Below are 14,353 nucleotides of genomic sequence, written 5' to 3' on the forward strand. Positions count from 1 at the left end.
ATCGCAGGTGGCGCAACCGCTGACCCCGCGGCCCATGAAGGCCTGCTCGCTGTCCAGGCCCAGGTACTTGGCCGAGGCGCCGGTGGCGATGATCAGCGCATCGCAGGTGTAGCTGCCGCTGTCGCCGGTCAGCTTGAATGGGCGCTTAGCGAAATCGACCTCGTTGATGTGGTCGAAGATGATCTGGGTCTGGAAGCGCTCGGCGTGTTCCTGGAAGCGCTGCATCAGCTCCGGGCCCTGCACGCCCATCACGTCGGCCGGCCAGTTGTCCACCTCGGTCGTGGTCATCAACTGACCCCCTTGCGCCATGCCGGTGATCAGCACCGGCTTCAGGTTGGCGCGTGCGGCATAGATGGCCGCCGTATAACCGGCGGGGCCGGAGCCGAGGATCAGCAGGGAGTGATGTTGCGTGGTCATGGGACTGATATGAGGGTGCGCCCGGACGGCGCAAGGGCTGGAGTATCGGCGGCCATCGCACACGCTGTTTCATACGGCCTACACCCTATGTGAAAGCGTGAACGAGTTGGCACAATGGCTTGCATTTTAGGCAGCCCGTTCCGTCAGCACCGGGCTGCTCCCGACAGACCACAATCCCAGGAGGCCGTTCATGGCAATGTTGTCCAATCTGGACCTGATTCGCCGAGTTCCCCTTTTCTCCCTGCTGACCACCGATCAGGCCCAGTCCATTGCGGACAGCGTCGTCAAGCGCCGCTTCAAGCGCGGAGAGCTCATCGTCGAGCAGGGCACCAAGTCCAACGCGCTGTTCATCCTGCTCAACGGCCGCGCCCGCGTGCTGACGGCCGACTCGCGCGGCCGCGAGGTCATCCTCGCCGTGCTGCAGAACGGCGACTACGTCGGCGAGATGAGCCTGATCGACAACGAGCCCCACAGCGCCACCGTCCGCGCCGAGGTGCAGACCGACATGCTGGTGCTGGGCCGCAATGAGTTCGCCCGTTGCCTGCCTGACAGCTCGAGCCTCTCCTACGCGATCCTGCGCGGCCTCGTCGCGCGCCTGCGCAGCGCGGATCGCCAGATCGAATCGCTGGCCCTGCTGGACGTGTACGGCCGCGTCGCGCGAACGCTGCTGGACATGGCCGAGGAAGAGAAGGGCGTGAAGATCATCCGGGGCAAGGTTTCGCGCCAGGATATGGCCAAGGTCGTCGGCGCCTCGCGCGAGATGGTCAGCCGCGTGATGAAGGACCTGGAAGACAAGGGCGTGATCGAGACGCTGGAGAACGGCTCCGTGGTCATCAAGGAACGCCTCCAGCACGATTGATGCACGACTGAGGATACTTACAGTTCGAGCCCCGGAGCGGGCTCGAACCTGCGCGACAATCCGCGCATGAGTTTCCCCTTGAGCTCCATCGGCGAAGACGGCGACACGGTCGTCCCGCCGCCCCCCGAGAAAGTCTACAAACGCCAGAGCCGCAAAGCCGCCGTGCAGGCGCCGCCGTCGCGCGGCAATCCGCTGCGCACGCCGCTCTGGCTGATCATCGGGGCCGTGCTCTGGTGCCTGCTGGTGCTGGCCATGGCCACGCACGACGGGCGCGACGCGGCCTTCTCGAGCTCCGGCAGCCGCGAGCTCTACGGCAACAAGGTCGGGGCGCTGGGCGCCTGGGTGTCGGACCTGCTGCTGTTCACCTTCGGCTATTCCTGCTGGTGGCTGCCGCTGATCGGCCTGCGCCGCTGGCTGGCCAGCCTGGCCGGCCTGCTGCGCGCCGATGCCGATGAACCGGCGCCGAACCTGCGTGCCTCGGCGCTGTGGTTCGGCGGCCTCCTGCTGCTGCTCGCGGCCAGCTGCGCGCTGGAGTGGACGCGCCTCTACGGCTGGGAAGGCAAGCTGCCCGGTGCCCATGCCGGCGGCGTGATCGGCTATGTGCTGGGCCCCTGGAGCATGCGCATGCTGGGCTTCGCGGGGTCAGGCGTTGCCTGGATCGCGGCGCTGCTGGTGGGCAGTTCGCTGGCGCTGAAATTCTCCTGGCTGCGAATGGCCGAATCGCTGGGCACCCGCATCGACGAGATGCGCGAGCACCGCGTCGAGCGCCGCGAGATCGTCGAGGACAAGAAGGTCGGCAAGAAGGCGGCGCAGGAGCGCGAGAAGGTCGTCGAGGTCGAGCGCCACGTCGTCGAGGACCACGAGCCCATCATCATCGAGGCGCCGGTCATCGAGGTGCCCAAGTCCACCCGCGTGGCCAAGGAGCGCCAGCAGACACTGTTCGCCGATGCCGGCGATGCCAAGCTGCCGCAGGTGGACCTGCTCGACGCTGCGCCGCCGCGCCAGGAGACGGTGACGCCCGAGTCGCTCGAGATGACCTCGCGGATGATCGAGAAGAAGCTCAAGGACTTCGGCGTCGAGGTGCGCGTGGTGGCGGCTTCGCCGGGCCCGGTGATCACCCGCTACGAGATCGAGCCGGCCACCGGTGTCAAGGGCTCGCAGATCGTCGGCCTGGCCAAGGACCTGGCGCGATCGCTGAGCCTGGTCAGCATCCGCGTGGTCGAGACGATCCCGGGCAAGAACTACATGGCGCTGGAACTGCCGAACGCGCGCCGCCAGACCATCAAGCTCAGCGAGATCCTCGGCTCTCAGATCTACGCCGACGCCGGCTCGCTGCTGACGATGGCGCTGGGCAAGGACATCGTCGGCGCGCCGGTCGTGGCCGACCTGGGCAAGATGCCGCACTGCCTGGTGGCCGGCACGACCGGCTCCGGCAAGTCGGTGGGCATCAACGCGATGATCCTGAGCCTGCTCTACAAGGCCGAGGCGCGCGACGTGCGCCTGATCATGATCGACCCGAAGATGCTGGAAATGAGCGTCTACGAGGGCATCCCGCACCTGCTGGCGCCAGTGGTGACCGACATGAAGCAGGCCGGCAATGCGCTGAACTGGTGTGTCGGCGAGATGGAGCGGCGCTACAAGCTGATGTCCAAGATGGGCGTGCGCAACCTGGCCGGCTACAACAAGAAGATCGACGACGCCAACGAGCGCGGCGAGAAGATCCCGAACCCCTTCAGCCTGATGGCCGAGAGCCCGGACGGGGCCGAGCCGCTGGAGCGCCTGCCCTTCATCGTCGTCGTGATCGACGAACTGGCCGACCTGATGATGGTCGTCGGCAAGAAGATCGAGGAACTGATCGCCCGGCTGGCGCAGAAGGCCCGTGCCGCCGGCATCCACCTGATCCTGGCTACGCAGCGCCCCTCGGTGGACGTGATCACTGGCCTGATCAAGGCCAATATCCCGACGCGGCTGTCCTTCCAGGTCAGCTCCAAGATCGACAGCCGCACCATCCTCGACCAGATGGGCGCCGAGGCGCTGCTGGGCATGGGCGACATGCTCTACATGGCCTCCGGCACCGGCCTGCCGGTGCGGGTGCACGGCGCCTTTGTCAGCGACGACGAGGTCCACCGCGTTGTGGAGTATCTGAAGACGCAGGGCGAGCCGAACTACATCGAGGGCATCCTGGAAGGTGGTGTGCTGGATGCGATGGCCGGCGGCGGCAGCGACGGCCAGCCGGGCGGCGAGGGCGGCGGTGGCAATGGCGAGGGCGACGGCATGTACGACCAGGCCGTGGCCATCGTGCTGCAGCACCGCCGGGCCTCGATCTCGCTGGTGCAGCGCCATCTGCGCATCGGCTACAACCGGGCAGCCCGTTTGCTGGAGCAGATGGAGAAGTCGGGCCTGGTCGGCGCGATGAACACCAACGGCAGCCGAGACCTGATCGTGCCGAAGCGGGAAGAATGACGACGATGAAATTGAAAGTTATTGCCCTGACGACGGCCCTCTTGATGAGCGGGCTGGCCCACGCCGACGCGCTGTCCGCGCTGAAGGCCTTCGTCACCGAGGTCAAGAGCGGCACCGCCGAGTTCAGCCAGACGGTCAGCTCGCCCGACGGCAAGAAAAAGAAGACATCCTCCGGCACCTTCGACTTCCAGCGCCCGAACCAGTTCCGCTTCGCCTACCTCAAGCCCTTCCAGCAGACCATCGTCGGCGACGGCCAGAAGGTCTGGATCTACGACCCCGACCTGAACCAGGCCAGCTCCCGCAAGATGGACAAGGCGCTGGGCGCCACGCCCGCCGCGCTGCTGGCCGGCGGCAACCTGGACCGCGACTTCACGCTGAAGGCCCTGCCCAGCGAGAACGGCGTCGACTGGGTGCAGGCGATCCCGAAGCAGAACCAGAGCGAAGGCGGCGGCGTGCAGAGCCTGAAGATCGGCTTCCGCGGCAAGGAGCTGGAGGCGATCGACGTGATCGACGGCTTCGGCCAGCGCTCGGTGCTGCAGTTCTCGGCCGTCAACACGAACGTGCCGATCGCGGCCGACAAGTTCAAGTTCGTGCTGCCCACGGGCGCGGATCTGGTCGAGCAGTAAGGGAGGCGCAGGCGGGGCTCGTTATGCTGCCCGCATGCACCATGACTTCTCGCTGATCGCCACGATCGCCGCCGGCTTCGGGCTGGCCATGCTGTTCGGCTACATCGCCGCGCGGCTGAAGATGCCGCCGCTGGTCGGCTACCTGCTCGCCGGCATCGCCATCGGCCCCGCCACGCCGGGCTTCGTCGGCGATGTCCACCTGGCCGGCCAACTGGCCGAGATCGGCGTGATGCTGCTGATGTTCGGCGTCGGCCTGCATTTCTCGCTGGGCGACCTGATGGCGGTGAAGCGCCTCGCGGTGCCGGGCGCCATCGTGCAGATCGCCGTGGCCACGGCGATGGGCGCGGGCCTGGGCCTGGCCTGGGGCTGGTCCTTCGGCGGCGCGCTGGTGCTGGGGCTGGCGCTGTCGGTCGCCAGCACGGTCGTGCTGCTGCGGGCGCTGGAGGCCCGGGGGCAGCTCGAATCGGGCAACGGCCGCATCGCCGTCGGCTGGCTGGTGGTCGAGGATCTGGTGATGGTGCTCGTGCTGGTGCTGCTGCCGCCGCTGGCCGGCATCCTGTCCGGGCAGGGAACCGAGAACCTGGCGGGCACCGTCGGCCTCACGCTGGCCAAGGTCGGCGCCTTCATCGTGCTGATGCTGGTGGTGGGCCGGCGGCTGTTCCCGAAGCTGCTGTTCCTGGTGGCCGGCACCGGCTCGCGCGAGCTGTTCACGCTGTGCACGGTCACGGCCGCCATCGGCGTGGCCTACGGCTCGGCGCTGCTGTTCGACGTCTCTTTCGCGCTGGGTGCCTTCTTCGCCGGGATGATGATGCGCGAGTCGGCCTACAGCCACCGCGCCGCCGACGAGACGCTGCCGCTGCGCGACGCTTTCGCGGTGCTGTTCTTCGTCTCGGTGGGCATGCTGTTCGATCCGATGGTGCTGGTGCAGGAGCCGCTGAAGGTGCTGGCGGTGGCGGCGGTGATCATCGTCGGCAAGACCATCGCCGCGATGGGCCTGGTGCTGGCCTTCCGCTACCCGCTGAACACCGCGCTGACGGTGGGCGCGAGCCTGGCGCAGATCGGCGAGTTCTCCTTCATCCTGGCGGGCCTGGGCGTCTCGCTGGGCCTGCTGCCGCCGCAGGGCCAGAGCCTGATCCTGGCCGGCGCGCTGGTGTCCATCGCGCTGAACTCGCTGCTGTTCGCCGCCATCGAGCCGGCCAAGGCCTGGATCCTGCGCAACTCGGACTGGGCCCGACGCATGGAGCAGCGCGACGACCCGCTGGGCGAACTGCCGGAGGATACCGACGAGTCGCATCTGCAGGGTCAGGTCGTGCTCGTGGGCCATGGGCGCGTGGGGAGCCGGCTCGCGCAGGAGCTGCTGGCGCAGGGCGTGCACATCGTCGTGGCCGAGGAACAGCGTGAGCTCGTCGAGGCCCTGCGCGGGCGCGGCATCGCGGCGGTGAGCGGCGATGCCAGCGAGCCCGCGGTGCTGATCCAGGCTCACATCGCACGGGCGGCGATGCTGGTGATCACCGGCGGGGATAACGTTGAGGCTCAGCGCATGGTGGCGACGGCCCGGCAGCTCAACCCGGGCATCCGCGTGCTGCTGCGCGCCCACAGCGAGGACGAGGCCCGGCTGCTGCGCGAGGCCGATGTCGGCGAGGTCTTCATCGCCGAGCAGAGCCTGGCCGAGCAGCTGTCGCGCGAGGTGCTGGCCGTGATGCAGCCGTCGTCGGCGCTGAGACAATCGGCCCATGCGTGATCTGTTTTCCGCGGAGCCCGTGGCGCCGCTGGCCGAGCTGTTGCGGCCCAAGACGCTGGACGACGTGATCGGCCAGTCCCACCTGCTCGGCGAGGGCAGGCCCCTGCGCCTGGCCTTCAAGTCCGGCAAGCCCCATTCGATGATCTTCTGGGGCCCGCCCGGCGTCGGCAAGACGACGCTGGCGCGGCTCACCGCCACCGCCTTCGAGTGCGAGTTCATTGCGCTGTCCGCCGTGTTCTCCGGCGTCAAGGACATCCGCGAGGCGATGGAGAAGGCCCAGCACTACCTCGCCCAGGGCAAGCACACGATCCTGTTCGTCGACGAGATCCACCGCTTCAACAAGTCGCAGCAGGACGCGCTGCTGCCGCATGTGGAATCGGGCCTGTTCACCTTCATCGGCGCGACGACCGAGAACCCGTCCTTCGAGGTCAACTCGGCGTTGCTGTCGCGGGCGCAGGTGTACGTGCTCAAGTCGCTCAGCGACGAGGAGCTGAAGCTGCTGCTCAAACGCGCGCAGGGCAAGGTGCTCTCGCACCTGCAGTTCGACGAGAAGGCCGCCGACACGATCATCGGCTATGCCGACGGCGACGCGCGCCGCTTCCTGAACCTCCTCGAACAATGCAACACCGCCGCCGGCGCCGCCGGCATCAGCGAGATCACGCCCGAGTTCATCACCAACGCGCTGAGCCTGAACGCCCGCCGCTTCGACAAGGGCGGCGACAACTTCTACGACCAGATCTCGGCCCTGCACAAGTCGGTGCGCGGCTCGCATCCCGATGCAGCCCTCTATTGGCTGACGCGCATGCTCGACGGCGGCGCCGACGCACGCTATCTCGCGCGCCGCATCGTCCGCATGGCCTGGGAAGACATCGGCCTGGCCGACCCCCGCGCGATGCAGATCGCCAACGACGCCGCGCTGACCTACGAGCGCCTGGGCAGCCCCGAGGGCGAGCTGGCGCTGGGCCAGGCGGTGATCTACCTCGCCGTTGCGGCCAAGAGCAACGCCGGCTACAACGCCTACAACGCCGCCCGCGCATTCATCAAGCAGGACGGCAAGAGCCGCGAGGTGCCGGTGCACCTGCGCAATGCGCCGACCAAGCTGATGAAGGAACTGGGCTACGGCCACGAGTACCGCTACGCCCACGACGAACCGCACGCCTATGCGGCCGGCGAGACCTACCTGCCGGACGGCATCGACGAGCCGGGCTGGTACCAGCCGGTGCCGCGCGGGCTGGAGTCCAGGATCGCGGAGAAGCTGGCGTTCCTGCGCAAGCTCGACGACGAGGCTTCGGACTAGGCGATGCGCGGCCCTCTCGGCTTCCTGCTCGCCCTGGTGGCCTGTTCGGCATTCGGCGCCGAACCCGGTCCTTCGCTCGCCCGCATCCGCGACACCGGCGTCATCGTCGCCGGCTACCGCCCCAGTTCCCCGCCGTTCTCCTATCTCGACGCACGGCTGAAGCCGATCGGCTATTCGGTCTCGCTGTGCGAGCGCATCATCGGCGCGCTGAAGGCCGAGCTGCGCATGCCGGGCCTGGAGACCAAATGGGTGGAAGTGACCTCGGCCACGCGGATGCCGCTGGTGGCCAACGGTGCGCTGGACCTGGAGTGCGGCATCACCACCCATAACGCCGAGCGTGCACGGAGCCAGGGCTTCTCGCTGACGATTTTCGTGGCGCAGACGCGGCTGCTGTCCAGGCGCAGCGAGCCGGTCCAGCGCCTGGCCGACCTGCGCGGCAAGCCGGTCGTGTCGACCATCGGCACGACCAGCATCCAGCACCTGCATGAGGTCAACGAGCGCGAGGGGCTGGAGCTGCACATCCTCGCGGGGCTGGACGATCCGGAGAGCTTCCGCACGCTGCAGGCGGGCCGCGCGGCCGCCTACATGATGGACGACGTGCTCCTGCGCAGCCTGCAGATGCAGCAGGCCAGGCCCGACGACTACCTGATCTCGACCGAGGCGCTGACCGTGGAACCCTATGGCCTCGGGCTGAACCGCGATGATCCGGGCTTCAAGCGGATGGTCGACGGCGTGCTGCGCAACCTGTTCCGCAGCGGCGAGATCCGGGAGATCTACCGGCAGTGGTTCGAGTCGCCGATCCCGCCGCGCGGCATCAATCTCGGCATGCCGATGAGCGCTGCCTTCAAGCGGCTCACGCTGCAGCCCACGGACTCTGCCGACCCCGCCCGATACCGCTGAAGATCAGCGGTAAGTGTCGGCATCGATGCCGTGCCGGTGCAGCTTGTCGTACAGCGTCTTCTTGGCGATGCCCAGCAGCTCCATCGCCGCCGGGATCTTGCCCTGCGTGCGGCGCAGCGCCTGCTCGATCAGCGTCTTCTCGACCAGCTCCATCTGGCGCGCCAGCGACAGCGGCGGGATGTCCTGCACGGCCACGGTATCGAGCTCGTCCAGCGCCAGCACGAAGCGGTCCGCCGCGTTGCGGATCTCGCGGACGTTGCCGGGCCAGTCGTGCGCCATCAGCTCGCGCAGGCGCTCCGAGGTGAGCTCCGGCGCCTCGCGCTCGTAGCGGGCGCTGGCCTGGGCGACGAAGTGCTGGAACAGCAGCGGGATATCTTCCTTGCGCTCGCGCAGCGGCGGCAGGGCCAGCGTGGCGACGTTGAGTCGGTAGTACAGGTCGCTGCGGAACGTGCCCTGTTCGCCCAGCTCCTTCAGGTCCGCCTTGCTGGCGGCGATGAAGCGCACGTTGATCGGCAGTTCCTCGTTGGAACCCAGGCGCTCCAGCCGCCGTTCCTGCAGCACGCGCAGCAGCTTGATCTGCAGCACCAGCGGCATCGTCTCGATCTCGTCCAGCAGCAGGGTGCCGCCGTTGGCGTGCTCGATCTTGCCGATGCGGCGCTTGGCCGCCGAGGTGAACGAGCCCTGCTCGTGGCCGAACAGTTCGCTCTCGAACAGCGCCTCCGGCAGGCCGCCGCAGTTGATGGCGACGAAGTTGCGGTCGCGCCGCGCGCTGTGGTCGTGCAGGCAGCGGGCCACCAGCTCCTTGCCGGTGCCGGTCTCGCCGAGGATCATCACGTCGGCCGAGGTACCGGCCAGCGTCAGCACCTTGCGGCGCAGCTGCTGCATCACCGGCGAGTTGCCCAGCAGCACGGCCTCGATGCCGTTGAAGCGCTGCAGCTGGGTGCGCATGTCCTCCAGCGCGGCGCGCATCAGCCGAGTCTCCAGCGCGCGGCGCGCGGTGTCGACCAGGCGCTCCGGCGCGAAGGGCTTCTCGATGAAGTCGTAGGCGCCGGCCCGCATCGCGCCGACGGCCATGGCCACGTCGCCATGCGCGGTGATCAGCGTGACCGGGATGCCGGCGTCGGTGGCGAGCACGTGGTCGAGCAGGGCCAGGCCGTCCATGCCGGGCAGGCGCACGTCGGTGATGACGATCAGCTGCGCACCGGGCGTGATCAGCGGCAGCGCCTCCTCGGCCGAGCCGCAGGCGACGACGTCGAGGCCGGCCAGCTCCAGCGTCTGCGCGAGGCTGGCGCGCACCGGGGGATCGTCCTCGACGAACAGGACTTGGTAGCCGTCAAACATCGCTGGCATGGGGTTCGGGATCAACAAGGGCAGGGAGGTCGAATTCGAAGCGCATGCCGCCGTCGGGCTGGTTGCGGGCGCGCAGCGTGCCGCCGAAGTCGTGCACGATCTTGGACGAGATTACCAGCCCGAGGCCCAGGCCTTCGCCGGCCGGCTTGGTGGTGAAGAAGGGCTCGAACAGCCGGGCCAGCTGCGCCTCGCCGAGGCCCTTGCCGGTGTCGCCGACGGCCACCAGCACGCGACCGTCGTCGGCCTGCGCCGCGCTGACCGACAGCACCCGCCGCGGCTCGCCGCGCATCGCGTCGATGCCGTTGCCGAACAGGTTGACCAGCACCTGCTCCAGCCGGTTGCCGTCGCAGACCACGCGCAGCTGCGGCGGCACGTCGAACTTGAGGGTGATGTCGTCCTCGCGCAGCCGGTGGCCCAGCAGCAGCTGCGCGTTCTCGATCGCGCCCAGCAGCGTCACCGGCGCGCCGGCCTGCTGCTCGGCCTTGCGGGCGAAGGTCTTCAGCTGGCGGGTGATCAGCGAGAGCCGCTCGACCATCGCGTCGATCGCGTTCAGGTTCTCGGCCACCGTCTTCATGCGGCCGGCCTCCAGCAGCAGCAGGCCGTTGCGGGCCAGCGCGCGCATGGCGGTCAGCGGCTGGTTGACCTCGTGCGAGATGCCGGCGGAGAGCTGCCCCAGCACGGCCAGCTTGCCGGCCTGCACCAGCTCGTCCTCGGCCTTGACCCGCTGCGCGATCTGGTGCGTCAGCTCCTCGTTGGTGCTGCGCAGCTGGGCGGTGCGGGCGTCCACCAGGCGCTCCAGCTGGCCGTGCGCCTGCTGCAGCTGAGCCTGCGCCTGCGAGAGCTGGCGCAGCGCGCGCCGGCGCGAGGCCAGATACAGCGCCAGCATGCCGCCAAAGGCGCCGAAGGCCGCGCCGCCCCAGCCGGCATTGCGGGCCTCGCGGCGCACGCCGCTGGGATCCGAGAGCGCGATCAGCCGCAGGCCCAGCGGCACCAGCGGCCGCTCCTGCGGGATCAGCACCGGGCCGGCCTTGTTGGGAATCGCCTCCAGCGGCGGCATGCGCACCAGGCGCAGGTCGCCGGCGGCCAGGCTTTCCTCCGGGATGCCCATATCCTCGAAACGGGCGCTGCCGGGGTAGCGGCCGCTGGCGCGCAGCGCGGCGCGTTCGTCCTCGCTGGCGCGGCCCAGCACGAAGAAGCGCCAGCGCGGCACCGAGCTCATGATCACCACGCCCTGCGCGTCGACCACCAGGAGCCGCTCGCCCTCGGAGCGCAGCCCCAGGTCCACCCAGGTGGCCTCCAGCGGCGCCAGGCTCACCTTGACGATCAGCGTGGCCGGCGGCGGGCCGCCCCTGGATGTCAGCAGCGGCTGCAGCAGGTAGTAGGCGAGGCTGCCGGTGCGGGCATCGGCGGCGAAGAAGTGCGGGCGGCCGGCGTCCAGCGCCTCCTGCAGCCGCGGCGGGGGCGGCTGGCTGGCGTCGCTGCTGGCCAGCACCTCGGCGTCGGGCCCGGCGATGAAGATCTGCATCGCGCCGGCGCGCACGCCGATGCGGGTCAGCGCCTGGCTGGCCTGGCGGCGCAAGCCGGCGTCCTGCGGCGACTCGGCCAGCGCCTGCAGCTTGGGATCGATCGCGAGCAGGCCGGGCAGGTCGGCGTGGCGGGCCAGCTCGGCGTCCAGTGTGTTGGCATAGAGCTCCAGCCGTTCGCGGGTGGTGGCGCTGAGCTGCGCCGTGCCGTTGCGCTCGCTGACCTGCTGCCCGGTGATCCAGCCCAGCAGCATCAGCACGAGCGTCACGTAGACGTAGACGCTGGGCCGGGTCAGGCGGCGGATCAGGGTTTGCAGGAGCGGCGGCACGGGCAGCAGTGTGCCTTGTTTGCACGGGGCGGAATTCCGCCCCGCCGGAGCGCCGCCAGTGCGGACTTTCGCCCTGGGGTCGGGCGGCAGCCGCCCGCGGCGCATGCCGGCGGCCCCGGTGGGCGCACATCGCCCCCGTGCTTACCCGCAGAGTGCGACTTTTGGCACAGCGCTTGCGATCGTTTGTCCCCATCGCGGGCTTGTCCGCAAAGGAAACCAAACGATGGACACCTTCATCCAGCAGATCATCAACGGTCTGGTGCTCGGCAGCATGTATGCGCTGGTCGCCCTGGGCTACACGATGGTCTACGGCATCATCAACCTGATCAACTTCGCGCACGGCGAGATCCTGATGGTCGGCGGCCTCACCAGCTGGACCGTCGTCACCGCGCTGGACAGCGTCGGCCTGCCCGGCTGGGCGCTGATGCTGATCGGCCTGATCTGCGCGATCGTCGTCTGCACGGTGCTGAACTTCCTGGTCGAGAAGATCGCCTACCGGCCGCTGCGCAACGCGCCGCGCCTGGCGCCGCTGATCACCGCGATGGGCATGTCGCTGCTGCTGCAGACGCTGGCCATGATCATCTGGCTGCCCAACCCGAAGCCCTTCCCGCAGCTGCTGCCGCAGGAGCCCTACAACGTCTTCGGCGCGGTGATCACCGTGACGCAGATCGTGATCCTGGTGACCACGGTGGTGATGCTGGGCGGCCTGGTCTGGCTGGTGAACTACACCAAGCTGGGCCGCGCGATGCGCGCCACCGCCGAGAACCCGCGGGTGGCCGGCTTGATGGGCGTCAAGCCCGACTTCATCATCTCCACCACCTTCGTGATCGGCGCGGCGCTGGCCGCGGTGGCCGGCCTGATGTGGGCCGCCAACTACGGCACCGTGTTCCACACGATGGGCTTCACGCCGGGCCTGAAGGCCTTCTGCGCGGCGGTGCTGGGCGGCATCGGCAACCTGGCCGGCGCGATGCTGGGCGGCGTGCTGCTGGGCCTGATCGAGGCGATCGGCGCGGGCTACCTGGGTGAGTGGACCGGCGACTTCCTGGGCAGCCAGTACACCGACATCTTCGCCTTCGTCTCGCTGATCCTGGTGCTGACGCTCAAGCCCTCGGGCCTGCTGGGCGAACGCGTCGCCGACCGCGCCTGAACGCGAGAGGAGCAAAGCAAATGCAGAAGCAAAACAAACTCGTCGTCTTCCTGGTCTGCGCTTTGGGCCTGCTGGTGCTGCCGCTGTTCGTGCAGCAGCTCGGCAACGGGCCGGTGCGCATCATCGACCTGGCCCTGCTCTACGTGCTGCTGGCCCTGGGCCTGAACATCGTGGTCGGCTATGCCGGCCTGCTGGACCTCGGCTACGTGGCCTTCTACGCGCTGGGCGCCTACATGTTCGCGCTGCTCTCCAGCCCGCAGCTGACGGCCAACTTCGACAACATCGCCGCCAGCTTCCCGGAGGGGCTGCACACGCCGCTGATCATCATCATCCCGCTGGGGGCGGGCCTGGCGGCCTTCTTCGGCGCCGTGCTCGGCGCCCCGACGCTGAAGCTGCGCGGCGACTACCTGGCCATCGTCACGCTGGGCTTCGGCGAGATCATCCGGGTGTTCATGAACAACCTGGACAACCCGATCAACATCACCAACGGCCCGCGCGGCATCGGACAGATCGACAGCTTCCACATCTTCGGCATCAACCTGGGCAAGACCTGGCACCTGGGCGGCTTCGAGATCCCCTCGGTGACGCTGTACTACTACCTGTTCCTGCTGCTGGTGGTGTTCAGCGTGGCGATCTGCTATCGCCTCGAGAACTCCCGCATCGGCCGCGCCTGGATGGCGATCCGCGAGGACGAGATCGCGGCCAAGGCCATGGGCATCAACACCCGCAACATGAAGCTGCTGGCCTTCAGCATGGGCGCCACCTTCGGCGGCGTGGCGGGCACGATGTTCGCGTCCTTCCAGGGCTTCGTCAGCCCCGAGTCGTTCACGCTGAACGAGTCCATCATGATCGTCGCGATGGTGGTGCTCGGCGGCATCGGCCACATCCCCGGCGTGATCCTCGGTGCGCTGCTGCTGGCCGCGCTGCCGGAGGTGCTGCGCTACGTGTCCGACCCGCTGGTGCAACTGACCGGCGGCCGGCTGGATGCGGCCATCCTGCGCCAGCTGCTGGTGGCGCTGGCGATGATCGGCGTGATGCTGGTGCGGCCGCGCGGCCTGTGGCCCGCGCCCGAACATGGCGAGTCCGCCCCGGTTCCCGCTCCGAGCAAATAAGAGGTTACGTATGAGCACCCCAGACAACATCGTTCTCAACGTCCAAGGCGTCTCCAAGCGCTTCGGCGGCCTGCAGGCCCTGTCCGACGTCGGCATCCAGATCAAGGCCGGCCAGGTCTACGGCCTGATCGGCCCCAACGGCGCCGGCAAGACGACCTTCTTCAACGTCATCACCGGCCTGTATACGCCGGATGCCGGCAGCTTCAGCCTCGGCGGCGAGCCCTACACGCCGCAGGCCGTGCACCAGGTGGCCAAGGCCGGCATCGCGCGCACCTTCCAGAACATCCGCCTGTTCGCCGACATGACGGCGCTGGAGAACGTGATGGTGGGCCGCCATGTGCGCACCAAGAGCGGCCTGTTCGGCGCCGTCTTCCGCAGCCCCGGCTTCAAGCAGGAGGAAGCCCAGATCACCGCCCGCGCCCAGGAGCTGCTGGACTACGTGGGTATCGGCAAGTTCGCGAAGTACAAGGCGCGCACGCTGAGCTACGGCGACCAGCGCCGCCTGGAGATCGCCCGGGCGCTGGCCACCGACCCCAAGCTGATCGCGCTGGACGAGCCCGCCGCCGGCATGAACGCCACCGAGAAGGTG

At 68.7% G+C, this 14,353-nt stretch carries 12 protein-coding genes; 9 read left to right on the forward strand and 3 right to left on the reverse strand.

Annotation, left to right across the window (positions count from 1 at the left end; genetic code table 11):
• Nucleotides 1-417 (reverse strand): FAD-dependent oxidoreductase (locus B0W88_RS22350; RefSeq protein WP_158080917.1); only part of this gene is annotated, 417 nt, incomplete at its 3' end.
• A 190-nt stretch (nucleotides 418-607) separates the two neighbouring features.
• Between B0W88_RS22350 and B0W88_RS22355 the strand changes: the two genes are divergently transcribed.
• The 6 genes from B0W88_RS22355 to B0W88_RS22380 all read left to right on the forward strand — a co-directional run bounded on the left by B0W88_RS22355 (nucleotide 608) and on the right by B0W88_RS22380 (nucleotide 8,303).
• Nucleotides 608-1,276 (forward strand): Crp/Fnr family transcriptional regulator, encoded by a 669-nt coding sequence (locus B0W88_RS22355; protein WP_077036841.1) that lies wholly within the window; start codon nucleotides 608-610, stop codon nucleotides 1,274-1,276.
• A 66-nt stretch (nucleotides 1,277-1,342) separates the two neighbouring features.
• Nucleotides 1,343-3,739, forward strand: a complete 2,397-nt coding sequence (locus B0W88_RS22360) for a DNA translocase FtsK (RefSeq protein ID WP_083748981.1) — start codon at nucleotides 1,343-1,345, stop codon at nucleotides 3,737-3,739.
• Between the two features lie 5 nt (nucleotides 3,740-3,744).
• Nucleotides 3,745-4,365 (forward strand): outer membrane lipoprotein chaperone LolA, encoded by a 621-nt coding sequence (gene lolA / locus B0W88_RS22365; RefSeq protein ID WP_198937907.1) that lies wholly within the window; start codon nucleotides 3,745-3,747, stop codon nucleotides 4,363-4,365.
• Between the two features lie 34 nt (nucleotides 4,366-4,399).
• Entirely contained in the window at nucleotides 4,400-6,106 is a 1,707-nt protein-coding gene (ybaL, locus tag B0W88_RS22370) for a YbaL family putative K(+) efflux transporter (protein WP_077036842.1), read from the forward strand.
• The gene (locus B0W88_RS22375; RefSeq protein ID WP_077036843.1) at nucleotides 6,099-7,403 is read left to right on the forward strand and encodes a replication-associated recombination protein A; all 1,305 of its coding nucleotides are present in this window, start codon (nucleotides 6,099-6,101) and stop codon (nucleotides 7,401-7,403) included. The genes ybaL and B0W88_RS22375 overlap by 8 nt, the downstream gene beginning before the upstream one ends.
• Before the next feature lie 3 nt (nucleotides 7,404-7,406).
• Nucleotides 7,407-8,303, forward strand: coding sequence for an amino acid ABC transporter substrate-binding protein (locus tag B0W88_RS22380; protein WP_077036844.1), 897 nt, complete (start codon nucleotides 7,407-7,409; stop codon nucleotides 8,301-8,303).
• A 3-nt stretch (nucleotides 8,304-8,306) separates the two neighbouring features.
• Here B0W88_RS22380 and B0W88_RS22385 read toward each other — a convergent pair whose 3' ends face one another.
• Both B0W88_RS22385 and B0W88_RS22390 read right to left on the reverse strand, forming a co-directional pair.
• Nucleotides 8,307-9,644: a sigma-54 dependent transcriptional regulator gene (locus B0W88_RS22385; RefSeq protein WP_077036845.1), complete on the reverse strand. Its 1,338-nt coding sequence runs from the start codon at nucleotides 9,642-9,644 to the stop codon at nucleotides 8,307-8,309.
• Entirely contained in the window at nucleotides 9,637-11,505 is a 1,869-nt protein-coding gene (locus B0W88_RS22390) for an ATP-binding protein (protein ID WP_077036846.1), read from the reverse strand. The genes B0W88_RS22385 and B0W88_RS22390 overlap by 8 nt, the downstream gene beginning before the upstream one ends.
• A gap of 223 nt (nucleotides 11,506-11,728) precedes the next feature.
• On the opposite strand from B0W88_RS22390, the gene B0W88_RS22395 reads away from it, so the two are divergent.
• From B0W88_RS22395 to B0W88_RS22405, 3 genes are all read left to right on the forward strand, one after another.
• Nucleotides 11,729-12,652 (forward strand): branched-chain amino acid ABC transporter permease, encoded by a 924-nt coding sequence (locus B0W88_RS22395; RefSeq protein WP_077036847.1) that lies wholly within the window; start codon nucleotides 11,729-11,731, stop codon nucleotides 12,650-12,652.
• Nucleotides 12,653-12,672: 20 nt separating this feature from the next.
• Nucleotides 12,673-13,764, forward strand: a complete 1,092-nt coding sequence (locus tag B0W88_RS22400; protein WP_077036848.1) for a branched-chain amino acid ABC transporter permease — start codon at nucleotides 12,673-12,675, stop codon at nucleotides 13,762-13,764.
• Nucleotides 13,765-13,774: 10 nt separating this feature from the next.
• Nucleotides 13,775-14,353: ABC transporter ATP-binding protein (locus B0W88_RS22405; protein ID WP_077036849.1), on the forward strand; the 579-nt coding region annotated here is incomplete at its 3' end.

Origin of the sequence: Pelomonas sp. KK5 (genome assembly GCF_001984095.1) — a bacterium.
Taxonomy (GTDB): domain Bacteria; phylum Pseudomonadota; class Gammaproteobacteria; order Burkholderiales; family Burkholderiaceae_C; genus KK5.

What these genes read in the sequence shown, in the direction of transcription:
- lolA (WP_198937907.1), top strand. Translation starts at nt 3,745, where the DNA reads ATGAAATTGAAAGTTATTGCCCTGACGACGGCCCTCTTGATGAGCGGG.
- B0W88_RS22400 (WP_077036848.1), top strand. Translation starts at nt 12,673, where the DNA reads ATGCAGAAGCAAAACAAACTCGTCGTCTTCCTGGTCTGCGCTTTGGGC.
- B0W88_RS22380 (WP_077036844.1), top strand. Translation starts at nt 7,407, where the DNA reads ATGCGCGGCCCTCTCGGCTTCCTGCTCGCCCTGGTGGCCTGTTCGGCA.
- ybaL (WP_077036842.1), top strand. Translation starts at nt 4,400, where the DNA reads ATGCACCATGACTTCTCGCTGATCGCCACGATCGCCGCCGGCTTCGGG.
- B0W88_RS22375 (WP_077036843.1), top strand. Translation starts at nt 6,099, where the DNA reads ATGCGTGATCTGTTTTCCGCGGAGCCCGTGGCGCCGCTGGCCGAGCTG.
- B0W88_RS22385 (WP_077036845.1), bottom strand. Translation starts at nt 9,644, where the DNA reads ATGTTTGACGGCTACCAAGTCCTGTTCGTCGAGGACGATCCCCCGGTG.
- B0W88_RS22395 (WP_077036847.1), top strand. Translation starts at nt 11,729, where the DNA reads ATGGACACCTTCATCCAGCAGATCATCAACGGTCTGGTGCTCGGCAGC.
- B0W88_RS22360 (WP_083748981.1), top strand. Translation starts at nt 1,343, where the DNA reads ATGAGTTTCCCCTTGAGCTCCATCGGCGAAGACGGCGACACGGTCGTC.
- B0W88_RS22355 (WP_077036841.1), top strand. Translation starts at nt 608, where the DNA reads ATGGCAATGTTGTCCAATCTGGACCTGATTCGCCGAGTTCCCCTTTTC.